We start from the raw sequence: 25,692 nt of genomic DNA on the forward strand, positions 1-25,692 counted from the left end.
GTTTTTTTGTGGCCTCTCCACTCCCGGCAATCCCCCTCCGGCACTCCTGCCACGTCATGCCGCGAGGCTTGCCGAAGGCCAATCACCGTCTTGCAGGAAGAACGACATGACCATCGCTGACCGCTGGCTGCTGCCCGACGGCATGGACGAGGTGCTGCCGCCCCAAGCCAGCCGCATGGAGGAGCTGCGCCGGGCGTTGCTCGACCTCTACCACCGCTGGGGCTACGATCAGGTGATGCCGCCCCCCGTGGAGTTCCTGGACTCCCTGCTCACCGGTACCGGCACCGAGCTGGATCTGCAGACCTTCAAGCTGACCGACCAGATGACCGGGCGCATGATGGGTGTCAGCGCCGATGTGACGCCCCAGGTGGCGCGCATGGATGCTCACTCGCTCAAGCGCCAGGGGCCGGTACGACTGTGCTATTGCACCACCGTGCTGCGGGCCAAGCCCGACCAGTACCAGGGCGGGCGCAGCCCGGTGCAGGTCGGGGTCGAGCTGTTCGGCCATGCCGGTCTGGAGGCCGACGTGGAGATCCTGCGCCTGGCGCTGGCCAGCCTGCAGGCCGCCGGTGCCGGCGAGGTCCACCTGGCGATCGGTCATATCGGCATCTATCGCAGCCTGGTGCAGGCCGCCGACCTGACTCCCGAGCAGGAGAAGGCGGTGTTCGAGGCCCTCGAGCTCAAGTCGCCGGGGGAACTGGCCGCCCAGGTCGAGGCCTGTGTGGCGGACCCGGCACTGGCGGCCATGTTCCGTGCCCTGGGCGAGTTGCATGGCGGCCCCGAGGTGCTCGACGAGGCCCGCGAGGCCTTCGCCGAGGCCCCCCAGCCGGTGGGCGCGGCGCTGGATCAGCTGCGGACCCTCCATCAGGGCGTGGCCGCCGAGCATCCCGAGGTCGACCTCTACTTCGACCTGGCCGAGCTGCGTGGCTACCAGTATCACACCGGGATGATGTTCGCCGCCTTCGTGCCCGGCTATGGCCAGGCGCTGGCCAAGGGCGGTCGCTACGATGACACCGGGCGCGCCTTCGGCCGGGCCCGGCCGGCCACCGGCTTCTCCCTGGAGCTCAAGCTGCTGGCCACCCTGGTGCCCAGCGAGCCGCGTCACGACGGCATCTGGGCGCCGGTCGAGGGAGACGGCCTGGCGGAGGTCATCAATGCCCTGCGTCAGCAGGGCGAACGGGTCGTCCAGGCGCTGCCGGGGCAGCGCACCGGCCCCGCGGAACATCGCTGCCATCGACGCCTGGTCCAGGCCGACGGCGGCTGGCAGGTGGCGCCCCTGGAGCCGTCCACCGATCAGGCCTGAACGGTCAGGCAGACACGATATCGACACCGGCCCGACAGCCGGCGGCGCAGCAACGAGAGACGAGAGCACTATGGGCAAGAACGTAGTCGTACTGGGCACCCAGTGGGGTGACGAAGGCAAGGGCAAGGTGGTCGATCTGCTGACCGAATCCGCCGATGCGGTCGTGCGCTTCCAGGGCGGACACAACGCCGGCCATACCCTGGTCATCGACGGCGAGAAGACCGTCCTGCACCTGATTCCCTCCGGCATCCTGCGTCCCGACAAGACCTGCGTGATCGGCAACGGCGTGGTGCTGTCGCCGGAAGCGCTGATCGAGGAGATCCGCGAACTGGAAGCCAAGGGCGTGCCGGTTCGCGAGCGCCTGCGGCTGTCGCCGGCCTGCCCGCTGATCCTGCCCTACCACGTGCGCCTCGACCAGGCGCGCGAGAAGGCCCGCGGCGTGGCCAAGATCGGCACCACCGGGCGCGGCATCGGCCCGGCCTATGAGGACAAGGTGGCGCGTCGCGGCCTGCGCCTGGGCGACATGCTGCACCGCGAGCGCTTCGCCTCGAAGCTCGGCGAGGTGCTGGACTACCACAACTTCGTGCTGACCCAGTACCACGGCGAGGCCGCGGTGGACTTCCAACAGGTCCTCGACGATGCCATGGCCATGGCCGAGGAACTGCGGCCGATGGTCTGCGATGCCGTCAGCCTGGTCCACGAGGTGCGCAAGGCCGGTAACAACATCCTCTTCGAGGGAGCCCAGGGCTCGCTGCTGGACATCGACCACGGCACCTATCCCTTTGTCACCAGCTCCAACACCACGGCCGGCGGGACCGCCACCGGCTCCGGCGTCGGCCCGCTCTACCTGGACTACGTGCTGGGCATCACCAAGGCCTACACCACCCGGGTGGGCTCCGGTCCCTTCCCCACCGAGCTCTTCGACGAGCATGGCCGTCACCTGGCCGAGAAGGGCCACGAGTTCGGCGCCACCACCGGCCGGGCGCGCCGCTGTGGCTGGTTCGACGCCGTGGCCCTGCGCCATGCCGTGCAGATCAACTCCGTCTCGGGGATCTGCCTGACCAAGCTCGACGTGCTCGATGGCCTGGAGAACATCCGCGTCTGCGTGGGCTATCGCAGCAAGGATGGCGACGTGCTGGACACCCCGGTGGACTCCGAGGGCTATGAGGCCATCGAGCCGGTCTACCAGGACCTGCCGGGCTGGAGCGAGTCGACCCTGGGCATCAAGCGCGTCGAGGACCTGCCCGCCAATGCCCGCTCCTACATCAGCTTCCTCGAGGAGCAGGTGGGGACCTCCATCGACATCATCTCCACCGGGCCGGACCGCAACGAGACCATCGTGCTGCGCAATCCCTTCGGCGGCTGATCCGTCCGCCCCGAGCCCAGACGTCAACAGGCCGGCAGGTAACTGCCGGCCTGTTGCGTTTGGCGGGGAGGGGGAGCGGGGCTCCCCCCGGTTTCAGCTTTCGGCGGAGACTTGCTGCAGGGCGTCGATGGCGGCCTCGTCGGACAGCAGGTCGTGCAGCGTCTGCGCAGCCATCTCGCTGTCGCCGTCCATCACCTCGTTGAGCCACAGCATGGCCTGCTCGCGGTTGGCGTTCTCCAGGCCGTTGGCCGTGAGGTAGGCCTTGGCCAGCGCCAGGCGCGCGGTCTCGTGTCCCTGGCGGGCGGCGGCCAGCAGGTAGTCGGCTCCCTGGCGACGATCCTGCTCGAGGTTCTCGCCGCGCAGCAGCTCCCGGCCCAGGGTGGCCTGCGCACCGGCATGGCCCTGCTCGGCGGCCTGCTCGAGAAGGCGGCGGCCGCGGGCGGGATCCGGGGTCATGCCCCCGTCGCCGCGTACCAGGGCCGTGCCGAGCAGGGTCTGGGCCGACAGGTTGCCCGCCTCGCTGGCCCGGCCGAGCCAGGTCTTGGCCTGTTGCGGATCGGCGGTCACGCCATTGCCCTCCAGGTAGGCCTCGCCCAGCAGCTGGGCCGCATAGTCGTCGCCGGCTTCGGCGGCACCGCGCAGCAGTTCGAGCCCGCGCTGGGTGTCCTGGGCGACATGCTCGCCCTTGAGCAGCGCCTCGGCCAGGGCGAGGCGTGCCCCGTCGTGGCCGTTGGCGGCGGCCTGCTCGAGCAGGCGCATGCCCCGCTCGGGATCGGCGGGCAGCCCCCGGCCGGTGAGCAGGATCTCGCCCAGGTCGGCGCGGGCCCCGGCATGGCCGCTGGCGGCCGCGCTTTGCAGGTAGCGGGCGCCCTTGGCCGGGTCACGCTGGACGCCCTGGCCCTCGAGGTACATGCGGCCCAGGTCGGCGGCGGCGCCGGGATGCCCCTCGGAAGCGGCCCGCTGCAGCCAGATGCGGGCCTGGCGCAGGTTCTGCTGGACGCCGCGGCCGTTGAGGAAGGCCTCGCCGAGGCTCGCCATGGAGCCGGGATGGCCATCCTCGGCGGCCTTGACGAGCGCCTCGATGTCACCGGCCTCGCCCTGGTCGTAGCGCAGCTGGGCCAGGGCATCCTCGGCCGAGGAATGGCCGGCGTCCCGGGCCCGGGTCAGCCACTGCTGGGCCTGCTGGAGGTCGCGGGGGACGCCGTCGCCCTTGCGGTAGGCCCGGCCCAGCACCACCATGGCGTAGGCGTCGCCCTTGCGGGCCGCCTGTTCCAGCAGGGCCAGGCCACGGGACGGACGGCGCTCCTTGAGGGTGCCCTCGAGGTAGCCCTGGCCGAGGGCGGTCATGGCGGAGACGTCACCGCTCTCCACCGCCCGGGTCAACAACTCTTCCGCCTTGGACGGGTGATAGGGCAGTACCTCGCCTTCCATGTAGGCCTCGCCCAGCATGCGCAGGGCGGCGGTCTGTCCCTGGTCGGCGGCCTCGTTGAGCAGCATGGCGGCCTTCTGGCCGTCCGCCGGCATACCGCGTCCCTCCAGGTAGAGCTCCCCCAGCTGCTGGGTGGCATAGGGGTGGCCCAACTGGTGGCCGCGCTTCAGGTAGTCGAGGGCCACCAGCGGCTGGCTGGCCTTGTTCTCGTCGTCGAGGTAGTAGCTGCCGAGCAGCGCCAGGGCCAGACCGTCGTCCTGCGCGGCGGCCTCCTCGAGGAGCTCGACGCCGCGCTGCGGATAGGCGGGGATGCCCTCGCCGGTCAGCAGGGCACGTCCCAGGGTGACCTTGGCATCGACGGAATCCTGGGCGATGGCCGCGCTCAGCCAGTGCTGGGCCTGGTCGGGACGCCGGGGGATGCCGTTGCCCTCCAGCAGCGCCTTGCCGAGGGTCTCCATGGCACCGACGTCGCCGTTCTGGGCGGCCTGCTCGAGCATCGTCAGGCCCTGGCGCGGATTGTCGCCCTCCAGCAGGGCGCGACCGGCCTTGCTCAGGGCGTCCGAATCGCCGGCGTTGGCAGCCTTGGTCAGCCAGTGCATGCGCCGTTGGGGCTGGTCGCCCAGCAGGCCGTCGGGACTGAACAGGCCGGCGAGCTTGGCCATGGCGTCCACGTCGCCGTTGCCGGCACGCCGCTCCAGCACCTCGGCATAGCGCTGGGCATACTCCTGGGCCCGGCTCGGGTCCGCCTTCAGCCACCCCCCGGGGCGATGGGCCTCGGCGAGGGCCTGCAGGGCCGCCTCGTTGCCGGCCTCGGCGGCCTTGCGGTACAGCGAGGCGGCCAGTGCCGGGTCGGCACTGACGCCCTGGCCGCCCTCGGCGAGGAGTTCGGCGAGGGCGACTTCGGCCCGTGCGCCGACCTCCTCGTCCATGGCCTGCTGGAGCAGGTGGTAGGCCAGCACGTCGTTACGCTCGACGCCTCTTCCTTCGCGATACAGCGTGGCCAGGTTCAGGGAGGCGTGACCGAGGATGTAGGACGGTGTCTTGATGGACTCGGAATAGAGCATCGCCGCGCGGGCCGGATCGGGTTCCACGCTCTTGCCCTGATCGAAGATCTTGCCCATCTCGTAGTAGGCCTGGGGCAGGCCCTGCTGCATCAGCGACTCGATCTGGGCGATGGCCTCGTAGGGCTTCCCCGCCTCCAGCAGCTGGTCGGCCTTCTCCAGGGTGTTCTTGTGCATCCATTTCAGGTTGCGTGGCTGGCCGCCGTCGAACCAGTCCTCGTACTTGGCGGAGGGAGGCCCACTGACATGGGGGTCGGGCTGCTGGAGCGCGGCACAGCCACTCAGCCAGACCAGCAGGCCGGCCGAGGCGGCCAGTCGCAGTCCGGGAGACTGGCCGGTGCGCGGGAGTGTGAGTATGGTCTTGGTCATGGTATCGGTCTGCCTCAATGTAATGGATGGGGGCGGCGGGGGAGCGATCACTCCTCGCCCAGGCCCTTGAACGCGGCGTCCTCGCGCTGCTGTTCATCCATGACGATATTCCGCTGCGCATCGGGTTCCATGAAGTAGAGCGTGATGTATCCCCCGGCACTGCGGTTGTAGATGGGCCGCACACTGCGGATGAATTCGGCGATCTGCGGGTCGTGGTAGCGGGTCTGGTAGATTTCCATCCAGGAGAAGTACTGGTTGTCCTTCAGGAAGCCGGTGTACTGCTCCAGGGGCGCCATGTCGCCCAGGGCGGCGGGATTCTCGAAGATCTCCAGGGCGAAGTCGACGGCCTCATGGATGGTGTTGCCCTCGACCTCCAGCTCGAAGATGTCGTATCCCTGGCGCGCGATGACCTGCATGTTGGTGATCAGGTAGAGCACGGCATAGTTCTGGTAGTGCGTCGCGCGCCGGCCGCGGGCCACCTCCATGGGCAGGGCACCTTCCTCGGTGATGTCGTGAAGCGCGGAATAGATGGCGCTGACGCCGAAGCGGAACAGCTCGTTGTCCTCGGTCAGCACGCCGACCATGGTGGCGTAGAGGGCGCGGCGGTAGAAGTGGTTGTTGCAGCAGCTGTTGCCCGCCTGTCCCTGGATGTCCGAGTGCTGGTGGGCCAGGGTGTTGAGCCAGGTCTCGATGCGCTGGCGTTCCTCCTGCATGCCCTCGAACCCGGGACGGATCACCGAGTAGGCCATGGCGGCCGCGAAGATCATCGATTCGGTGGCGAACCAGGCCTGGGGCTCCATGGAGTCGTAGTAGAAATTGGTCAGCGCCTCGTCCTGGGCCCACTTGTCGAGGAAGCGCACCAGGCACTCGGCGTAGTAGTCGTCGCCGGTGGCCACGTAGCTGCCGGCGAGCAGCGAGACGTTGTCCTCGAACTGGAACAGTGGCTCCGAGGCCAGCTCCCATTCCTCGGGGCTGGGATAGTAGCCCGGGATCCGCATGCGCGTGTCGATTGGCTTGTACTCCAGCAGCTGCTCGCAGCTGGTGCCCGTCGACAGCTGGTCGATTTCCTGCAGCAGGATGGGGTTGTCGACGTCCTCGAACAGCGCCATGCGCGCCTCGACATCGAAGTACGAGGCATCCGGCGCCGTCACCTTGTACTCGGAGAGGTCGAGCTCGGCTCGCTCCTCGAGCGTCATCGCCTGTGCCGCGGGGATCCCTGCCGCGCCCAGGCCGCACAGGGCCAGGGAGAGGCCCGAGAGCAGACGCTGGGGCAGGGCGGCGCGGCGAAGGCCGGTGAACTGGGTCATGGGCATCGGAGCTCCTTGTGAAGCGGTGTCGGGACGGGCCGTCGGCACGGCCCGTCGGGTCGGTCAGGACCGGGGGGCGTAGACCCGGAAGCCGGCGAAGTCGGCATGCTGGTCACGGGGCGTACGCCAGTCCTTGCCATTCCCGCCGAAGAAGGTGGAGAACATCAGGCCGTCGATGGTCACTGCCTCGCTGGTGCGATAGGTGATGCCCCGCTGCTCGAGGATCGGTCGCCCGTCCACCCACACGCGGGCCATGCCATTGGCCTGGCCGGGGTCGTTGAGGATGATCTCCTGCTCGAGGGTCACCCACTGCCCGGTGGGGAAGCTCCACAGCCCCCGGCCCACCGACTTGCCATACTCCTCGTCCTGGTTGACGGCGTACTCGTAGAGTTCGCCCTGGCCGTGCTTGCGCCACATGTAGCGCATCGAGAAGCCGTTCTCGCCGTCGGCTTCCTCGCCGCCGCTGGGCGCCTCGCCGCCGAACAGGCCCGGCAGCTTGCCGCCCTTGACGAAATTGAAGCCCGGCTCGAAGCGGACCCGGTACTGCAGGCAGGCGCGTTCTGCCCCGGCCAGGGCGTCGGGTGCGGCATAGAAGCCGGCGCCGCCCTTCTCGGTATCGCCGGGGGACGAGGTGCCTGCGGGGTAACGGATCCGCAGGCCGGGCTCGTTGAGGCCGGTCTCGCCGGCCGAGAGCAGCGCGACGTTGTCCTCGGTGCCCCAGTCCCGCTGGGTGCCGAAGCCGTCACGCACGGCGGACTTGGCATCCTCGGCCTGCGGCGCGGGCGCGGGAGAGGCGACCAGGGGATAGCGGGTCGAGCAGGCCGCCTCGCTGGGGATCGACAGGTTGTTGCCTTCATCGCTCTTGGCCATGGCCGGGGCGGCCAGGCCGGGGAGCAGGGCCATCATCAGCATGGCGCAGTGACGCTTACCGTTCGGAAGGGTGTCGTAAGACATGTCGGGCTCCGGTCGGGGCCGCCCGACGGGCGGCCGTGGTCATGAGCTGGCGTACGGTATGAACGGGCTTAGCCCGATTGGCTGAGGTTGCCGCTGTTCTGGGCGTCCTGCTCGTCGCCGGTGAACAGGTCGATGACGCCACCGAACAGCTGGCCAACGGCGCGCCCGCCCTGCCAGATCCACTCGGCAGTGGTGCCGATCAGCGGGGCCTCGGTGAAGCGGACGTCGACCGGGGTACCCACGGCGTCAGCCGGCAGCGGCTTCTCCGGCACCAGCAGCACGCTGGCCACGTTCTGCTGCTGGCGGACCCAGCTGGGGAAGCCGGCACGCGGCTGGCGCTCGATGTCGAGGGCCACGCTGCGGACCCGGGCACTGATCGGCCCCGAGGTGTGCGGCAGCGAGATGTAGGCCTTCTGGTTGGGATCGATGTTGTCGATGTCGTCCATGTGCACCAGCGCCTCGACCATGATGTCGTTCTCGCCGGTGCGGATGAGCGTCATGATCTTTTCGCTCTCGTTGATATAGGTCCCGTCGGAGCTGCTCAGGGCCCAGGCCACCAGGCAGTTGCAGGGGCTGTAGATCTCGTTCTGGGACTGACGGGCCTCGAGGGCGGTGATGCGCGAGTTCTGGAAATCCCGGGCCGTCTCGAACTGGTCGATGCGGGCCTGGGCGATCTCCGGCGACACCGTCTCGAAGCTCACCGACTCGCCGTTGGCCGGCTTGGCGGAGTTGGCCAGGCTGACCTGGTTGGCGCCGGAGTCGATGTTGTTCTGCAGGTTCTCGATCAGCTTGCTGTTGTAGTTCTGGGCCGCCTTGGCCAGGATCAGGTCAGATTCCAGGTCGACGTTCTTGACGCTGGTCAGCTTGGCGTCGCGCTCCACCCGGTCGCCGGCCTGGAGATCGTGGGCCTGGAGGATGCCCGGCCCCGGTGCCCGGATGTCGATGCGTGGCGCCGTCACCGCGGCGAAGCTCGGCTCGATCAGCATGAAGTTGCGATAGGCCGTGGCGGCCGCCACCAGCGCCAGCACGCCGAAGGCCATGAACAGCGCCACGTAGCGCCCCATCGGCTTTGGCGGGCGCTGGGCGGACTGGGGAGCGGACATGCCCGTACTGGTCCGGCGCTTGCGCGGCGTCTGGGGATCCTCGCCGGCCATCAGCCCTTCCACGTCGACCTCGCGGCCGCTCAGGCTCGCGCGGACCACCCGGCGCAGCAGTTCGAGGTGGCCCGGGCTGATATCGGTGATCTCGAAGCCCGCGGTATGCTCTTGGCCCTGTACCGTCGCTGTGCAATGCCGGCACTCGGCGGACACGGGGATGGTCAGTTCGGCGCCGCCCGCCAGGATCAGCAGCGAGGCCTTGATCTTGGCCCCGGTGCGGATGGGACGCTCGGTACGGATCGCGAAGCCGCCCTGTGACAGGTCGGCCCCGTCGAAGACGGTGCCGTCGTCCATCTTGACCTGGAAGGCCCGCGCCACCCGGATATAGCGCCGTTCGTCCCGGCGCTCGTGGGCGATGCCCACGCCGGGTGTCTGCGGGCGCTGTCCGCTCTGATGGCCCTCCTGCGGGGCCGATTCGGCATCTCGCTGCCCACCCAGTGTGGGTTCGCTGCGTTCGTGATTGTCGGCGTAATAGTCGGTCATAGGTGTCTCCTAGAGAGGTCTCCTGGCGCCTGCCTGCGTCCTCAGGAGCGGCCGGGTTGCACTCTGATGTTCAGGTCGACGAGGGTCACTTCCCGGTCGTCGAGCTCGAGGGCGCAGCCCTGCGACGTGCTGCAGGTCTCGATCCCGCTGCCGTCGAGGGGGCGACCACTGGCGTCACGGATATGGCGGGCCAGCGCGGGGCTGATCTCCAGCGTGGTCGTCTGGTCGCCGGCCGCCCCCGACAGGCGTTCGGTTCTCATGCGCTGCGTGGTGGCCACGATCTCGAGCAGGCCCTCGTCCAGCTTCAGGCGGTCCGGCGGCAGCGTGACGGCGCCACTCGGGGATCCATCGGCGAGGGTCATCGCCAGCCAGCGGTTGGCCGTGCCCGGCGTCTCGCGGGATGCCTGCGCCTCGCCGGGGGCCGGACCCTGCAGGATGGCCATGGCCGTGCGATCGGGGGGCTGCAGCACGCCGGTGGCCAGCAGCAGCACGTAGAACATCACGGCGACGAAGAACCCATGCAGCACGTGGCCCATGCGGCGCTGCCGGCTGACCGCGACCGGGTCGCTGGGCTCGCCGGCGGAGATCCCCTGGCGCGACCATTTCTGGCGATTGAAACGAAAGCTGACATAGGTCTTGAGCAGCGCCCCGAAGACCTGGTTGTAGTAGATCAGCGGGATCCACAGCAGGCTGTAGCGGCCGCGCTGCCAGGCCAGGATCAGCGTCGAGATGCTGCGCGTGAACAGGATCCACAGCGCATAGGCGAAGATGAACGAGGGCCGCACGAACAGGGTCACCAGGATCGCCACCATGGGGCCGATCAGGGTCGTCCACATGGAGAGCCGCTGATCGACCAGGCTCCACCAGGTGAAGATGCCCATCGGGCGTGGGCCCAGGGCGATCGCGCGGCCGCTGGTGCGCAGCATGTTGCCGTACCAGCGACGCATCAGGTCGGTGGTCGACTTGAAGAAGCGCCGACGATCCGGCAGCTCCTCGAAGCCGGAGACGTAGACATCCGGCAGGTAGAGCATCCGCCAGCCGTTCTTGAGCAGCCAGTACCAGGTGGACTTGTCGTCCCCGGAGAGGAACTTGAAGTTGCCGAAGCGCCAGTGCTCCACATGGTCGTTCTCCACCAGCTCGATGAAACTCGGCTGCGTGGCCAGGTCGAGGCGAAAGGCGCTATAGCGGCCGGTCAGTACCAGCAGGCGCCGCGATACCGACAGGGAGCTCATCACCAGGTGACGCTGGGCATAGCGCAGGTCGTACCATTCCTTGGTGACGTCGCCGCCATTGACGATGGCACTGTTGTTGGTGGTCAGCGCCCCCAGGTCCTCGTTGGTCTTGAAGAAGGACAGCGAGCGCGACAGGGTGCCCGGCTCCAGCAGGATGTCCCCGTCCATCGACACCAGCAGGGCGTCCGGCGCTGGCGCCCGGCGCGAGATGGCGCGCAGCACCTCCGCCATTGCCGAACGCTTGCCGTCGCCCTTCTGGAACATGTAGCGGAGCTCGACGTTGTCCGGCCAGCCGAGGTCTTCCATCACGTGGGTGATGATGTCGACGTCGGTGCGGTCGGACAGCGAGGCGAAGATCGTCGTCGGCACCCCGTAGTCGCCGACCTCGCGCACCAGCCCTTCGTAGACCTGATAGGTGACATCGGGGTCGATGCGAAACGAGGTGCACAGCACGTACAGCTCGCTGGGCTTGGCGGCGTCCCCCGCGGCATCCGCCGCGGCCCGGAGGCGCGGGAAGATGCGCCGGTTGTACCATACCGAGCGCAGGGCCTGGACGAACCACCAGGAGTAGCGCCAGGCGCCGATGGCCCCGATGGCGAAGAAGAAGCTCTTCGACGCCGGGGAGAAGACCTCCGACGGCAGCTCGGTGAGCAGCACCACCAGCAGGGCCAGCAGCAGCAGCAGGGCGGTCAGCTCCGTCACCTTGCTGGCGACGGAGGTGTGGTCTGGGAGCTTCGACATAGCGTTGCCTCTCAGGAGACGACGGGACGGACGGAGGCGCCTCGGCCGATGGCGTAGTAGCTGAGCCCGGCCTCCTGGGCGCTCTGGGGCGAGAAGAGGTTGCGACCATCGACCACCACCGGCTCGATCAGCCGTTCGCGCAGCTTGCCGAAGTCGACGGTACGGAAAGCCTTCCACTCGGTGCAGATGACCAGCGCATGGGCGCCCTCGAGGGTCTCGTCACGATGCTCGGTCACGTCCAGGTCGTTGCGGTTGCCATAAATGCGCAGGCACTCCTCGGCGGCCTCGGGATCATAGGCCTGCACCCGGGCACCGGCCTGCCACAGGGCCTCCATCAAGGCACGGCTCGGCGCCTCGCGCATGTCGTCGGTATTGGGCTTGAAGGCCAGGCCCCACAGCGCGATGGTCTTGCCGGCCAGGTCGCCGTTCAAGGCCTGGCTGAGCATCTCGAACAGGCGGCTCTTCTGGCGTGCGTTGACGTTCTCGACGGCCGTGATCAGCTCGGCGGGATAGCCTGCCGCCTCGGCGGTGTGAGCCAGCGCCTTGACGTCCTTGGGGAAGCAGGAGCCGCCATAACCGCAGCCCGGGTAGATGAAGCTGTAGCCGATGCGCGGGTCGCTGCCGATGCCGTGGCGGACCTCCTCGACGTCGGCGCCCAGGCGCTCGGAGAGGTTGGCGATCTCGTTGATGAAGCTGATCTTGGTGGCCAGCATGGCGTTGGCGGCGTACTTGGTCAGCTCGGCGCTGCGCACGCCCATGAACATCAGCTTGTCGCGCTGGCGGTTGTAGGGGCCGTAGCATTCGCGCATGACCTTGCGGACCCGCTCGGACTCGGTGCCCACCACGATGCGCGAGCCGCGCGAGAAGTCCTCGATGGCGGCGCCTTCCTTGAGAAACTCGGGGTTGGAGCAGACGTCGAATTCGAGGTCCAGGCCGCGAGCCTCGAGGGTCGCGGCGACGGTCCGCGCAACCTTGCTGGCGGTCCCCACCGGCACCGTCGACTTGTCGACGATGATGCGGTAATCGGTCATGTGGGTGGCGATGGTCTCGGCGACCTTGAGCACATGGGTCAGGTCGGCGCTGCCATCCTCGTCGGAGGGCGTGCCCACGGCGATGAACTGGAGCAGGCCGAAGTCGACCGCTGCCTTGGCATCGTTGGTGAAGTGCAGCCGACCCGCATCCAGGTTCTGGTGGATCAGCGTCTCGAGCCCCGGCTCGTAGATCGGTACCTCGCCCTGGCTGAGACGGGCCACCTTGTCGGCGTCCACATCGACGCACATCACCTCGTGGCCGACCTCGGCGAGGCAGGCGCCAGTGACGAGTCCTACATATCCGGAACCGAAGATGGTGATCTTCATGGGCGTCGTCGCTCCTTGTCTTGGGCTTGAACGTTCTGCGTGGCCTCGTGCCTCAGTGGGCAACGAGGAGAGAATGCAAACGTGTGTATGCCAGGATGAGGAGCAATAATCGCGCCATTTAATAATAGTTCTTTATTATCAGTAGATTACTGAATCCGATGATCAGGCGTGATGCGAGAGGGTGGGCCGGTGGAGGCAGAACCTGTCGCCTCTGGGCAACAGCTTGGACTTTTGTTCAGGGGGCTAGGCGATATTCCGGTGGCGGAATGCTGCCGGCAGGGGGCGCCCTGCCGAGACCCGGTTATCGCCGCCAGCCCCGCCAGCTGCGCCTCGGCAGGCACAAGGAGGGAGGGCGTGGAGGGCGCCGGTGCGGGACCGGTCGAGGCCCGGCAATGCCGGGTGTTGCGAACCGTCGACACCGTCTGCTGTGGGGCGACACCGGGTGTAGCGTGTCGTCGACACCGGTCCCCGCCAGGAAGCTTGCAGTGTAGCGTGCCGTCGACGCCGGCCCGGTCGGCAAGGCCGGAGGTCCTGGCCTGGAGAGGCCAGCCACGCAAAAGGCGGCCCGTAGGCCGCCTTTTGCGTGGGAGTCGAGCCGATCCGTGCGCCGCTCAGACGCTCTTGGGCTCGCTCATCAGGCCCTTGACGATGGCGTAGCAGGCCGCCAGCAGGACCAGGGTGAACGGCAGGCCCGTCGTGATCACGGCCGTCTGCAGGGCGGTCAGGCCGCCGCCCAGCAGCAGGGCGATGGCGATGGCGCCCTCGATCAGCGCCCAGAAGATGCGCTGGGGCTTGGGCGCGTCTACCTTGCCGCCGGCAGTGATGGAGTCGATCACCAGGGACCCGGAGTCCGAGGAGGTGATGAAGAATACCATCACCAGCACGATGCCCACGAAGGAGGTGATGGCGGTCAGCGGCAGCTCGCCGAGCATCACGAACAGCTGCAGCTCCAGCGCTGCATCCTGCACGCCCTGGAAGCCGTCGGTGATCACCTGGTCGATGGCGGTGGTGCCGAAAGAGGTCATCCACAGCACCGAGACCACGGAGGGCACCAGCAGCACGGCGATCAGGAATTCACGCACGGTGCGGCCGCGGCTGACCCGGGCGATGAACATGCCGACGAAGGGTGACCAGGAGATCCACCAGGCCCAGTAGAAGGCGGTCCAGCCCTGGCTGAAGTTGGCGTCCTCACGCCCGAAGGGGTTGGAGAGTGCTGGCAGGTTCACCAGATAGGCGGCCAGGTTCTCGAAGAAGCCGGTGGCGATCAGCAGGGTCGGGCCGACGAAGATCACGAACGCCAGCAGCAGGAAGGCCAGCACCATGTTGAGCTGGGAGAGGCGCTGCACGCCCTTCTCCACGCCGAGCAGGATCGAGCACAGCGCCACGGCGGTGATGCCCATGATCAGGATCACCATGGTCACGTCGGTGTTGGGAACCCCGAACAGATAGCCCAGCCCCGCCGAGGCCTGGGAGGCACCGATGCCCAGCGAGGTCGCCAGGCCGAACAGGGTCGCGAACACCGCCAGGATGTCGATCACGTGGCCGGCCCAGCCCCAGACGCGTTCACCCAGGATCGGGTAGAAGATCGAGCGCATGGTCAGCGGCAGGCCCTTGTTGAAGGAGAACAGCGCCAGGGCCAGGGCGACCACGGCGTAGATGCCCCAGGGATGCAGGCCCCAGTGGAAGATGGTCGCGGCCATGCCCAGCGAGATGGCGCCTTCCTGGTTGCCGGCGGCGGCACCCAGCGGCGACCAGTCGGTGCGCACGCCGTCCTCCACGGTGGTGCCACCCATGGCGGTGCCGAAGTGGGTCAGCGGTTCGGAGACCCCGTAGAACATCAGGCCGATGCCCATGCCCGCGGCGAACAGCATGGCGAACCAGCCGGCGTAGCTGAAGTCCGGCGTGGCGTGGGCCCCGCCGATCCTGACCTTGCCCATGGGCGTGAAGATCAGCGCGATGGCCACCACGACGAAGATGTTCGCCGCCAGCAGGAAGAACCAGGACAGGTTGCCGGTCAGGAAGCTGAAGATGGCATTGAAGATCGGCTCCACCTGGTCCTGCAGGGCCAGCGTGATGATCACGAAGAACAGGATCACCAGGGAGGAGATGGTGAAGACCTTGCCGTGGAGATCGAAGCTCACCCCCAGCTTGGTGGTGGCGATGTTGTCCTGGCCGATCACGTAATCGGTATCGATGAGGTTGGCGGGCCCCTCCGGGGCGGGTATGCCCTCGGAGCTTGCCGCGGCCTCTGGGGCCTTGTTGTCATTCGTCACGAGAGACTCTCCTTGTTGACGTCGATGTGCGAAGTGTAGGCGTCAATCCTGCTGGGGGCGCACCAGGAATACCGAGGCCTTGGTGTGAGTGGCGACCTTGCCGCCATGCGCGGGGATGATCACATCCAGGTGCTTCGGTGGATGGGTGGGCATGATCACCAGGTCGGCGCCCACCTCGTCGATGACGTGGATCAGCACGTCGTCCAGCTCGGCGATGGGGTCCGGGGTGGTGATGACCCGCGCGCTCACCGGCTGGCCGTGGACCTTGGCCCGCTCCTGGGCGAAGGCCTCCAGCTTCTGCTGATACTCCTCGGGATTATGGGCGACGCTGCCGGGCGTCGTGGCGGTGACCGCCACATAGCAGACCTCGGCGCCATAGTGCTTGGCCTGGTCCGCCACCACCTGTAGCGATGGTTCGATCACATCGAAATGCGCCAGGTCCACTGGCACCATGATCTTCTTGTACATGCCTGCGCTCCTTCTGCGTGTGGTATCGACTGACTCTCCTGGTCAGTCTGGCCTGTTGCGCCCCATGAAGCTTGTCGCGCTTTCAACGGATTACGCCAAGAACCGGGGCATGAAATAGCAATTCTCCGGCGCTATGTCATCGACCAGCGAACAGACTCGAAGCGTTTGGATAACGCATTCTAATCAATCGATGAATCTCTGATAACCGTGAATTAGATATCATCCCATCGCCCCGGCGACTTGCCTCGACACGTCGCCATCATGTCAAGAGGCGATCGCGGGCGTTGACCGGTCATTCCGCGTTGAAGACCCCGAGGGCGGCCAGCCTGGAAGGAAGGGCAGCGGGTCGGGCATCGGGCAGGATGCTTGTATAGATATTTCCGATCCACTTTAGATAATAAATATATTTTAACTAATCAGGCGGTGCTCCTAAGGTGGTCGACACGACAACAAGGAGACCTCCCATGACCGAGTTTGCTGTTGAGAGAGTAGAAATCGATACGCTTGTCGTTGGCGGCGGTCAGGCCGGTGTGGCCATGAGCGAACACCTGGGCACTCTCGGGGTACCGCACCTGGTGCTGGAGCGCAATCGTATCGCCGAAGCCTGGCGCACCAGCCGCTGGGACTCGCTGGTGGCCAACGGGCCGGCCTGGCACGACCGCTTCCCGAGCATGGAGTTCGACGACGTCGAGGCCGATGCCTTCGCCCCCAAGGAGCGTGTGGCGGCCTATTTCGAGGCCTATGCGCGCAAGATCGGCGCGCCCATCCGCACCGGCGTGGAGGTCAGGAAGGTCGAGCGCAACCAGGGCCGGCCGGGCTTCAGCGTCGAGACGTCCCAGGGCGTGATCGCGGCCCAGCGCGTGGTGGCGGCCACCGGGCCCTTCCAGCGCCCCGTGATCCCGTCGATCGCCCCCGACGACGAGCGCCTCGTGCAGATCCACTCGTCCGCGTACCGCAACCCGCAGCAGCTGCCCGAGGGCGCCGTGCTGGTGGTTGGCGCCGGCTCCTCCGGCGTGCAGATCGCCGAGGAGCTGCAGCGCAGCGGCAAGCGGGTCTACCTCTCGGTGGGGCCGCATGACCGTCCGCCGCGGGCGTATCGCGGGCGTGACTTCTGCTGGTGGCTGGGCGTGCTCGGCGAGTGGGATGCCGAGGTCATGAAGCCGGGCACCGAGCATGTCACCATCGCCGTGAGCGGCGCCGACGGCGGCAAGACGATCGACTTCCGCCGGCTGGCGCACCTGGGCATGACGCTGGTGGGGCGGACGCAGGCCTTCGCGGACGGCGTGGTGACCTTTGAGGGCGACCTGGCCGACAACCTGGCCCGCGGCGATGCCAACTACCTGGCGATGCTGGATGCCGCGGACGATTATATCGCCCGCAACGGCCTCGCCCTGCCGGAAGAGCCCGAGGCGCGGCGGATCCCGAGCGATCCCGCCTGCGTGACCGACCCGCTGCGTGAGCTGGATCTGAACGATGCCGGCGTGACCGCGATCGTCTGGGCCACCGGCTTCTCGGTGGACTACGGCTGGCTGGACGTCGACGCCTTCGACGAGAACGGCAGGCCGCGGCATCAGCGCGGGGTATCCAGCGAGCCGGGCATCTACTTCGTGGGGCTGCCCTGGCTGTCCAGGCGGGGCTCCAGCTTCATCTGGGGCGTCTGGCACGACGCCAAGCACGTCGCCGACCACATCGCCACCCAGCGCAAGTACCTGGCCTACCACGAGGCCGCCCAGCGCCAGGACACGTGCACGTCAGCCGAGTCATCCACCGACGATACCAGCGCAGAGAGGGTCAACTGATGCCGACGCACACGCGAATCCGCATGTTCAACACCCAGGAGACGTACCCCAACCAGGCGTTGGACAACGATCTCTGCCAGGCGGTGAGGGCGGGCAACACCGTCTATGTCCGTGGCCAGGTCGGCACCGACTTCGAGGGCCGGCTGGTCGGCCTGGGCGACCCGCGGGCCCAGGCCGAGCAGGCCATGAAGAACGTCGAGCAGCTGCTCGAGGAGGCCGGCTCCGAGCTCGGCCACATCGTCAAGACCACCACCTACATCACCGACCCGCGTTTCCGCGAGCCGGTCTATGGCGAGGTGGGCCGCTGGCTCAAGGGCGTCTTCCCGATCTCCACCGGACTGGTGGTGGCCGGCCTCGCCCAGCCCGAATGGCTGATGGAGATCGACGTCATCGCCGTCATTCCCGACGAGGAGGCCAACTCATGACCTTTTCCATCGCCGGTGTCTGCCGCGAGACCGGCCAGTTCGGCACCGCCATCAGCTCCTCGAGCATCTGCGTGGCCAGCCGCTGCCCCTTCATCGCCCCCGGCAAGGGGGCGGTACTGACCCAGAACGTGACCAACCCCGAACTCGGCCAGCTGGGCGTGCGGCTGCTCGAGGAAGGGCTCGGCGCCGAGGCCGTGCTGGCACGACTCCGCGAGCACGAGGCCTACCCCGAGTGGCGCCAGCTGCAGGTGCTCGACGCCGTGGGCGCGAGCGCGGTGCACAATGGCGCCGAGACCCTGGGCATTCACGCCACCCGGCAGGGCCGGGACTGCGTGGCCGGCGGCAACATGCTCGCCGACACCGGCGTCATCGACGCCATGGTCGCCGCCTTCGAGTCCCATGAAGGCGAGCTGGCCGAGCGCCTGCTGGCCGCCATGGACGCCGGCCTGGCCACCGGCGGCGAGATGGGGCCGGTGTTCTCGGCGGGGCTCAAGGTCACCGACCGAGCCAGCTGGCCGGTGGTCGACCTGCGGGTCGACTGGCACGTGGCCCCGCTGACCGAGCTGCGCATGGTCTGGGAGCACTACCTGCCCCAGCGCGACGCCTATGTGCTGCGGGCGGTGCGGCCCGACGCGTCCCCGTCCTATGGCGTGCCAGGCGACGAGCGCTGATATCATCTCGGTCAGTTGGGCCCAAGCTGGATCAGGCGAGGGGCGCCGGGGACAGGCCGAAGAGGAGTTCCTACGCCAGGGATGGCGTCGGTAGCGCCCATGGAAGGGTTCATAGCGCCTCCTCGCAGGCCTGTCGACGGATCAGCCCCGAGCCGCTGCGATCATCATGACCGCCATCCATTTTCCCGGACGATTCGGGGGTTCCATGTCCCAGGATACTGTCGTCGACCTGCTCGCCGAGCTGGTCGCCTTCGACACCACCAGTCACCGTTCCAACCTGCCGCTGATCGCCTTCGTCGAGGCGTATCTGGCTCGCCACGGCGTGGCCTCGCGGCGCGTGCCGGACGACACCGGCGAGAAGGCCAACCTCTATGCCACCATCGGCCCGGTGGATCGCCCCGGGGTGATGCTCTCCGGGCACACCGACACCGTGCCGGTCACCGGCCAGGCCTGGAGTGTCGATCCCTTTCGCCTGACCGTCGAGGGCGAGCGCCTCTACGGCCGGGGCACCGCCGACATGAAGGGCTTTCTCGCCGCGATGCTGGGCGCCGTGCCGGCCCTGGTCGAGGCCGATCTCGCCGTCCCCGTGCATCTCGCCTTCTCCCATGACGAGGAGGTGGGCTGCCTGGGTGTACGCTCCCTGCTCGCCGACCTGGCCCATCAGCCGGTGCGCCCGGCCGCCTGCCTGGTCGGCGAGCCGACCTCCATGCGGCCGGCCACCGCCCACAAGGGCAAGCTCGCGGTGCGTCTCCATGTGCGCGGCAAGGCCTGCCACTCCGGCATGGCCCCGGAGGGCGTCAATGCGATCCATGTCGCCGCCCGCCTGGCCACCTGGGTCGAGGAGACGGCCGTGGCCAAGGCCACCCGGGGGCCCTTCGACGTGCGCTTCGCCATTCCCCACACCACCTTGCAGGTGGGCACCATCCAGGGCGGGGCGGCGCTCAACATCGTGCCTCAGGACTGCCGGCTGGACATCGAGATCCGCAACGTCGCCGAGGACGATCCCGAGGCGCTGCTCGGCGAGCTGATGGCCGTCGCCGCCTCTCTGGAGGCCGAGATGCGCGAGACGCACCCCGAGGCCGGCATCCAGCTGGAGCGCCTCAGCGATTACCCGGGGCTGTCGATGGCCGACGACCATGCCCTGGTCGATTTCATCCTGGCGCTGCTCGACGAGCGCGAACTCGAGCGCATCGGCTACGGCACCGAGGGCGGGCTCTTCCAGCACGAGCTGGGCATCCCGACCCTGGTTTGCGGCCCTGGCAGCATGGCTCAGGGCCACCAGCCCGACGAGTCCGTGACGCGCGACCAGCTGGCCCGCTGCGAGGCCTTCCTGAGCCGGCTGAGCGAGGCCCTCTCGGGGCCGGAGGCGCGGCGGCGCCTGGCTGCAGGCGGGCTGTTGGTCGCCGCCCCGGCCTGAATCGCCGTGCCATGGCCCCGCGGCGGCGGTTTGAACCCGCTACCGACGCCATGCATGGCGCAGGATCTCCTCTTCGATGTCCCCGGCGTCCCTCGTCACATGCCACTACGATGATCCTGCTGCGGCCGGGGCGGTCGAGACGCCTGGCCCGGGCGCCTGATATGCTGACGGGGACCGCCCCGCATGCGTCGCGGGGCGCCTGTTCGTCAGCGGCGGTAACCAGTCGATGCGTCAATTCACCCTCAAGCAGCTGCGCTACTTCGTGGTCGCCGGCGAGATGTCCAGCGTCACCCAGGCGGCGCGCAAGCTGCATGTCTCCCAGCCCTCGATCTCGGCGGCCATCCAGCAGATCGAGGAAGTCACCGGGCTGCAGCTGTTCGTGCGCCATCATGCCCAGGGCCTGTCGCTGACGCCCTCGGGCAAGCAGCTGATGCAGCGTGCACGCCAGCTGCTGCGCGATGCCGAAGGCCTGGAGAAGTACGCGCTCTCGCTGGGCGAGGAGATCGGCGGGGAGCTGCGCCTGGTGGCCTTTCCCACCTTCGCGCCGGTCTTCCTGCCCCAGCTGCTGCGCCGCTACGCCGATCGCCACCCCTCGGTGAGCCTCTACTGCGACGAGATGAACCAGGTGGACATCGTCCGCGGCCTGGGGCAGGGCGACTACGAGCTGGCCTTCACCTATGACCTCCAGGTGCCCGAGGAGATCGACTTCACGCCGCTGTACCGCTTTCCGCCCTATGCGGTGGTCGCCGCCGACCATCCCCTGAGCGAGCGTGACAGCATCGGCCTGGCCGAGCTGGTGGCCTACCCCATGGTGCTGCTCGACTGGCCGCTGAGTCGCGAGTACTTCCTGTCGATCTTCACCCACCACGGCTTCTCGCCCGCAGTGGCGCACCGTGCCAAGTCCATGGACATGCTGCGCGGCCTGGTGGCCAACGGGTTCGGCTTCTCGCTGTTCAACACCCCGCTGGCGGCCTTCGAGGCCCTCGACGGCGGCGGGCTCAAGCCACTGCGGCTCGAGGACGATGCCCCGCCGCTGTCGATGGGCATCGCCTGCTTGCGCGGTCTGCGGCTCAGCCCCGCCGCCGAGGCCATGCATCGGTTGGCCCGGGACAGCGAGGCGCGAGGCGATGTCTTCGAGCGGCTCGGCGGCGGACTGGCCCAGCCGATCATGCCCTGAACTGGCCGGCGCTACCTCCCAGGACGCAGCAACACAAGGAAGGCATCCGGCAGCGGTGTCTCTCCGTTGTATAGGAATTTATGATCCTTTCCTTCGAATAATAATATTTTAGTTAACCAGGAGGCCGGGGCTATCGTGACTCTACGGGCGTGATGCACGACGCCGCGATTCCGACAACAACGACACTGACAACGGAGCCCCCCGATGGCGGCACATGATCTGTCCTTCTGGCGTGACCTGCGTACCCGGCTGTCCCTGCCGACCGGAGCTTTCATCGACGGCCGGGACGTCCCGGCCGGCGACGGCGCCACCCTGACCACCTGGAATCCGGCCACCGGCGAGGCCCTGAGCGACGTCGCGGCCTGCGGCGTCGATGATGTGGAGTGCGCCGTGGCCGCGGCGCGGCGCAGCTTCGAGGCCGGCGACTGGTCGCGGGCCGCGCCGGCAGAGCGCAAGGCGGTGCTCCAGCGCCTGTCGGCGCTGATGATGGAGCACCAGGAAGAGCTCGCCTTGCTGGAGACCCTGGATACCGGCAAGCCGATCCGCGATGCCTTCGAGCTCGATATCCCCGGCGCGGCCGGCTGCTTCGGCTGGTACGCCGAGGCCACCGACAAGCTCTACGGCGAGGTGGCGCCCACCGATGGCGATAACCTGGCCACCATCACCCGCGAGCCCATCGGCGTGGTGGCGGCGGTGATCCCCTGGAACTTCCCGCTCGACATCACCGCCTGGAAGCTGGCCCCGGCCCTGGCCGCCGGCAACAGCGTGATCCTCAAGCCCGCCGAGCAGTCCCCGCTCAGCGCGCTGCGCCTGGCCGAGCTGGCCAGGGAGGCGGGCATCCCCGACGGCGTCTTCAACGTCCTGCCGGGCCATGGCCATGTCACCGGCCAGGCCCTGGGCCTGCACGACGACGTGGACTGCCTGACCTTCACCGGCTCCACCGCCACCGGCAAGCGCTTTCTGGAATATTCATCCCGCTCGAACATGAAGCAGGTATGGCTGGAGTGCGGTGGCAAGAGCCCCAACCTGATCTTCGCCGACAGCGACCTGGAGACCGCGGCGAAGACCGCGGTGCAGGGCATCTACTTCAACCAGGGCGAGGTCTGCTCGGCCAACTCACGGATCCTGATCCAGCGCGACGCCAAGGATGCCTTCATCGAGCGCTTCGTGACCGCCGCCACCGAGCTGGTGGTCGGCGATCCGCTGGATCCGGCCACCGATGTCGGCTCGCTGATCGACGCCGGCCATGCCGGCAAGGTGCGCGGCTACATCTCGCTGGGCCTGGAAGAGGGCGCGCGCCTGGCGCTGGGCGAGGCGCCCAGCGGCGAGGCGCAGGACGCCTTCGTCTCGCCGACGCTGTTCACGGGCGTGACCCCTGAGATGACCATCGCCCGGGAGGAGATCTTCGGCCCGGTGGCCGTGCTGATCGAGTTTGCCGACGAGGACGAGGCGGTGGCCATCGCCAACGACTCCATCTACGGCCTGGCCGCCTCCGTCTGGACCGAGAACCTGTCGCGGGCGCATCGCGTTGCGCGACGCCTGCGGGCGGGCACGGTCTCGGTGAACACCGTGGACGCCATCGACTTCACCACCCCCTTCGGTGGCTACAAGCAGTCCGGTTTCGGCCGCGACCTGTCGCTGCATGCCCTGGACAAGTTCACCCAGCTCAAGACCACCTGGGTGCGCCTCTGAGCTGTCCCTGACCACCCCCGCCGGCGAGTCACCGGCGGTTGGGAACCCCCACAACAACAAGAGGGTGACGACAATGCAAGATGCCGTATCCAACTCGGCGGCGACTACGACCGCCTCCGGCAAGCAGGCCCGCGGGGCCCTGGGACTCAAGTCCCTGATGGCCGTGGCAGTCGGCCTGGTGGTGTCCCAGGGCGTGATGGTGCTGATGCTCCAGGGCGTCGGTATCGCTGGTTCCGCCTTCATCGTGCCCCTGGCGATCGCCTGGGTGCTGGCGCTGTGCTATGCCGCGTCCTTCTCCGAACTGGCCCTGCTGGTGCCCCGGGCGGGCAGCCTGAGTGCCTACACCGAGGTGGCCCTGGGGCACTTCCCGGCGATCCTTGCGGTGTTCTCCGGCTATGTGGTGGTGGCCATGTTCGCGCTGTCCGCCGAGCTGCTGCTGGTCAACTTCCTGCTCGGCGTACTCTATCCGGCCGTGGAAGGCACCCACTACGTCGCCTTCGGCATCCTCGCTGTCTTCACGGTGCTCAACCTGCTGGGCATCGACGTCTTTGCCAAGCTGCAGAACGTGCTGGCCTTCGCCATGGTGGTGGCCCTGACCCTGCTCGGCGTCAGCGCCCTGTCCGGCGGCTTCGCGCCTCACGAGTTCGATACTGCGGAGCTGGCCGCGGGCTTCAACCTGGGGGAGGGCGCCTTCACCCTGATCGCGCTGGCCATCTGGGGCTATGTGGGTGCCGAGTTTGTCTGCCCGCTGGTCGGCGAGGCGCGTCGCCCCGAGCGCTACATCCCGCGCTCGATGTACCTGGGCCTGACCGTGATCTTCGCGGTCTTCGCCCTCTACTGCCTGGGCGCGCTCTTCTACCTGCCGCGCGACGTGCTGATGACCGCCGAGCTGCCCCACCTGGAATACGCCACCGCCGCCTTCGGCGGGTCGGGCACCTTCCTGCTGGCCGTGGCGGCGATCACCGCCACCTGCAGCACGGTGAACACCTCCCTGGCTGCGGTGCCGCGCATGCTGCAGGGCATGGCCGAGCAGGGCCAGGCCTTCCCGATGCTGGGCTGGAAGACCAAGAAGACGCGCGAGCCCTGGGTCGCCGTGCTCTTTACCGCCGCCATCACCGGCCTGCCGCTGCTGATCTGGGGCAACGATGCCGGCACCGTGGGGCTGCTGCTGATCTCCGCCGCCATCGCCTGGCTGATCGCCTACATCATCGCCCACGTCAACGTCATCGCCCTGCGCATGCGCTATCCCGACGCCGAGCGCCCCTACCGCTCGCCCCTCTATCCGCTGCCGCAGCTGATCGGCATCGCCGGCATGGTCTACGCCATCGTCTATGCCTCGCCGGCGCCGGAGCTGACCGCGGAGATCTTCACCAACGCCGGTGTCGTGCTGGGCATCGTCAGCGTCGTCGCCGTGGCCTGGATCAAGCTGGTGATGAAGAAGCCGCTGTTCAAGCCCGAACCCCTGAACGAGATCGCCAAGCGCTGAATGACAGCGCCGACAGGCATCAAGCGTGAGGCGGCCCCGCCGGGTGCCGCCTCCCGACCCCCGAAGGAGAATCACAATGACCAGTCAGAACGCGTCCGCCCAGCTCGAGAAACAGGAAATCTGGCAGAAGGATCGCGATCACTTCATGCACCCCTGGACCGACTTCTCCACCTTCAAGGAGACCGGCTCCATGGTCTTCCGTCAGGCCGATGGCGTCTCCCTGCAGGACGCCGACGGCAAGCGCTACCTGGACGGCATCGGCGGGCTCTGGTGCGTCAACATCGGCTATGGCCGCGACGAGATCGCCGAGGCCGTCGCCGAGCAGATCCGCGACATCCCCTACTTCTCGACCTTCGGCCACCACACCACCGCCCCGGCGGCTCGGCTGGCCGCCAAGCTCGCCGACCTGGCCCCGGGGGATCTCAACCATGTCTTCTACGGCTGCGGCGGCTCGGTGGCCAATGACACCGCCGTGCGCATGATCCACTTCTACTTCAACCAGCTCGGCAAGCCGAGCAAGAAGCAGATCATCTCGCGCATCGACGGCTATCACGGCAGCACCTACATGGCGATGTCGATCACCGGGGTCGAGGTCGACCACATCGGCTTCGACATCGACCGGCAACTGGTCCACCACATCTCCTGTCCGAACCCCTACCGTCGCCCGGAAGGCCAGAGCCTGGAGGCCTTCTGCGACGCGAAGGTCCAGGAGCTCGAGGACAAGATCCTGGAGCTGGGCCCGGATAACGTGGCGGCCTTCTTCGCCGAGCCGATCATGGGCGCCGGCGGCGTGATCGTGCCGCCCGAGGGCTACCACAGGAAGACCCTGGCGGTGTGCCGCAAGTACGACGTCCTCTACGTCTCTGACGAGGTGGTGACCGCCTTCGGCCGGCTGGGGCACATGTTCGCCTCCGAGGACGAGTTCGGTATCGTCCCGGACATCATCACCTGCGCCAAGGGCCTGACCTCCGGCTACCTGCCGCTCGGGGCGACCATCTTCTCCGACCGCATCTACGAGGTGATCAGCGAGCCCCAGGCCGATGGCGCCATCTTCACCCATGGCTTCACCTACTCCGGCCACCCGGTCAGCTGCGCGGCGGGACTCAAGAACATCGAGATCATGGAGCGCGAGGGCCTGTGTGATCACGTCAACGACGTCGGCGCCTACTTCGAGGAGCAGATCAAGGCGCTTGCCGACCTCGAGATCATCGGCGACGTTCGCGGCCGCAAGTTCATGATGTGCTTAGAGAACGTCGCCGACAAGGCGACCCGGGAACTGATCGCGCCGGAGGCCAAGGTGGGCAATCGCATCGCCGACGAGTGCCAGCAGCGCGGCCTGATCGTGCGGCCCCTGGCGCACATGAACATCCTCTCCCCGACGCTGATCCTGAGTCGCGAGCACGTCGACTTCGTGGCGGCGACCCTGCGCGAGAGCATCGAGGCCGCCACCCAGTCGCTCAAGGCCGACGGCTACCTGCCACGCTGATCCGGCCATGCCCGCCTCGCAGGAGGCGGGCGCTTCCA

Annotated in this window: 18 protein-coding genes; 10 read left to right on the forward strand and 8 right to left on the reverse strand. The window is 67.9% G+C overall.

Features of this window, described 5'->3' with window-relative positions; all coding sequences use genetic code 11:
- The first annotated feature begins 106 nt into the window (after positions 1 to 106).
- On the forward strand, positions 107 to 1,303 hold the full coding sequence (locus EKG36_RS15250) for an ATP phosphoribosyltransferase regulatory subunit (protein WP_126485616.1): 1,197 nt from the start codon (positions 107 to 109) through the stop codon (positions 1,301 to 1,303).
- A 70-nt stretch (positions 1,304 to 1,373) separates the two neighbouring features.
- Entirely contained in the window at positions 1,374 to 2,669 is a 1,296-nt protein-coding gene (locus EKG36_RS15255; protein ID WP_126485618.1) for an adenylosuccinate synthase, read from the forward strand.
- 93 nt (positions 2,670 to 2,762) lie between these two features.
- Here the strand turns inward: EKG36_RS15255 and EKG36_RS15260 are convergent, their stop codons facing one another.
- The 8 genes from EKG36_RS15260 to EKG36_RS15295 form a co-directional block, all read right to left on the reverse strand.
- On the reverse strand, positions 2,763 to 5,528 hold the full coding sequence (locus EKG36_RS15260) for a tetratricopeptide repeat protein (RefSeq protein ID WP_126485620.1): 2,766 nt from the start codon (positions 5,526 to 5,528) through the stop codon (positions 2,763 to 2,765).
- Positions 5,529 to 5,575: 47 nt separating this feature from the next.
- On the reverse strand, positions 5,576 to 6,835 hold the full coding sequence (locus EKG36_RS15265) for an alginate lyase family protein (protein WP_221766095.1): 1,260 nt from the start codon (positions 6,833 to 6,835) through the stop codon (positions 5,576 to 5,578).
- Between the two features lie 63 nt (positions 6,836 to 6,898).
- Positions 6,899 to 7,789 carry a polysaccharide lyase gene (locus tag EKG36_RS15270; protein ID WP_126485622.1) on the reverse strand — a complete coding sequence of 297 codons (891 nt, stop codon included), beginning with the start codon at positions 7,787 to 7,789 and terminating at the stop codon, positions 6,899 to 6,901.
- Between the two features lie 68 nt (positions 7,790 to 7,857).
- The gene (locus tag EKG36_RS15275; RefSeq protein WP_126485624.1) at positions 7,858 to 9,429 is read right to left on the reverse strand and encodes a PilZ domain-containing protein; all 1,572 of its coding nucleotides are present in this window, start codon (positions 9,427 to 9,429) and stop codon (positions 7,858 to 7,860) included.
- Between the two features lie 41 nt (positions 9,430 to 9,470).
- Positions 9,471 to 11,402: a glycosyltransferase gene (locus EKG36_RS15280; RefSeq protein ID WP_126485626.1), complete on the reverse strand. Its 1,932-nt coding sequence runs from the start codon at positions 11,400 to 11,402 to the stop codon at positions 9,471 to 9,473.
- An 11-nt stretch (positions 11,403 to 11,413) separates the two neighbouring features.
- Entirely contained in the window at positions 11,414 to 12,760 is a 1,347-nt protein-coding gene (locus EKG36_RS15285) for a UDP-glucose dehydrogenase family protein (protein WP_126485628.1), read from the reverse strand.
- Between the two features lie 611 nt (positions 12,761 to 13,371).
- Positions 13,372 to 15,033, reverse strand: a complete 1,662-nt coding sequence (locus EKG36_RS15290; RefSeq protein ID WP_126485630.1) for a BCCT family transporter — start codon at positions 15,031 to 15,033, stop codon at positions 13,372 to 13,374.
- Between the two features lie 42 nt (positions 15,034 to 15,075).
- Complete coding sequence (locus tag EKG36_RS15295) at positions 15,076 to 15,501, reverse strand: universal stress protein (RefSeq protein ID WP_126485632.1); 426 nt, start codon at positions 15,499 to 15,501, stop codon at positions 15,076 to 15,078.
- Between the two features lie 464 nt (positions 15,502 to 15,965).
- Here EKG36_RS15295 and EKG36_RS15300 point away from each other — a divergent pair, with 464 nt between their 5' ends.
- The 8 genes from EKG36_RS15300 to EKG36_RS15335 all read left to right on the forward strand — a co-directional run bounded on the left by EKG36_RS15300 (position 15,966) and on the right by EKG36_RS15335 (position 25,654).
- Positions 15,966 to 17,300, forward strand: coding sequence for a flavin-containing monooxygenase (locus EKG36_RS15300; protein WP_126485634.1), 1,335 nt, complete (start codon positions 15,966 to 15,968; stop codon positions 17,298 to 17,300).
- Positions 17,300 to 17,725, forward strand: coding sequence for a RidA family protein (locus EKG36_RS15305; RefSeq protein ID WP_126485636.1), 426 nt, complete (start codon positions 17,300 to 17,302; stop codon positions 17,723 to 17,725). The genes EKG36_RS15300 and EKG36_RS15305 overlap by 1 nt, the downstream gene beginning before the upstream one ends.
- Positions 17,722 to 18,396 (forward strand): DUF1028 domain-containing protein, encoded by a 675-nt coding sequence (locus EKG36_RS15310; RefSeq protein WP_126485638.1) that lies wholly within the window; start codon positions 17,722 to 17,724, stop codon positions 18,394 to 18,396. The genes EKG36_RS15305 and EKG36_RS15310 overlap by 4 nt, the downstream gene beginning before the upstream one ends.
- 205 nt (positions 18,397 to 18,601) lie before the next feature.
- Positions 18,602 to 19,813 (forward strand): acetylornithine deacetylase, encoded by a 1,212-nt coding sequence (gene argE, locus EKG36_RS15315; protein ID WP_126485639.1) that lies wholly within the window; start codon positions 18,602 to 18,604, stop codon positions 19,811 to 19,813.
- Between the two features lie 226 nt (positions 19,814 to 20,039).
- Positions 20,040 to 20,990 carry a LysR family transcriptional regulator gene (locus EKG36_RS15320; RefSeq protein ID WP_126485641.1) on the forward strand — a complete coding sequence of 317 codons (951 nt, stop codon included), beginning with the start codon at positions 20,040 to 20,042 and terminating at the stop codon, positions 20,988 to 20,990.
- Between the two features lie 204 nt (positions 20,991 to 21,194).
- Positions 21,195 to 22,682 carry an aldehyde dehydrogenase gene (locus tag EKG36_RS15325; RefSeq protein WP_126485643.1) on the forward strand — a complete coding sequence of 496 codons (1,488 nt, stop codon included), beginning with the start codon at positions 21,195 to 21,197 and terminating at the stop codon, positions 22,680 to 22,682.
- Positions 22,683 to 22,755: 73 nt separating this feature from the next.
- Complete coding sequence (locus tag EKG36_RS15330) at positions 22,756 to 24,168, forward strand: APC family permease (protein ID WP_126485645.1); 1,413 nt, start codon at positions 22,756 to 22,758, stop codon at positions 24,166 to 24,168.
- 76 nt (positions 24,169 to 24,244) lie between these two features.
- Entirely contained in the window at positions 24,245 to 25,654 is a 1,410-nt protein-coding gene (locus tag EKG36_RS15335; protein WP_126485647.1) for an aminotransferase, read from the forward strand.
- Positions 25,655 to 25,692 lie beyond the last annotated feature (38 nt).

Origin of the sequence: Halomonas nitroreducens, assembly GCF_003966155.1 — a bacterium.
Classification (GTDB): Bacteria; Pseudomonadota; Gammaproteobacteria; order Pseudomonadales; family Halomonadaceae; genus Halomonas; species Halomonas nitroreducens.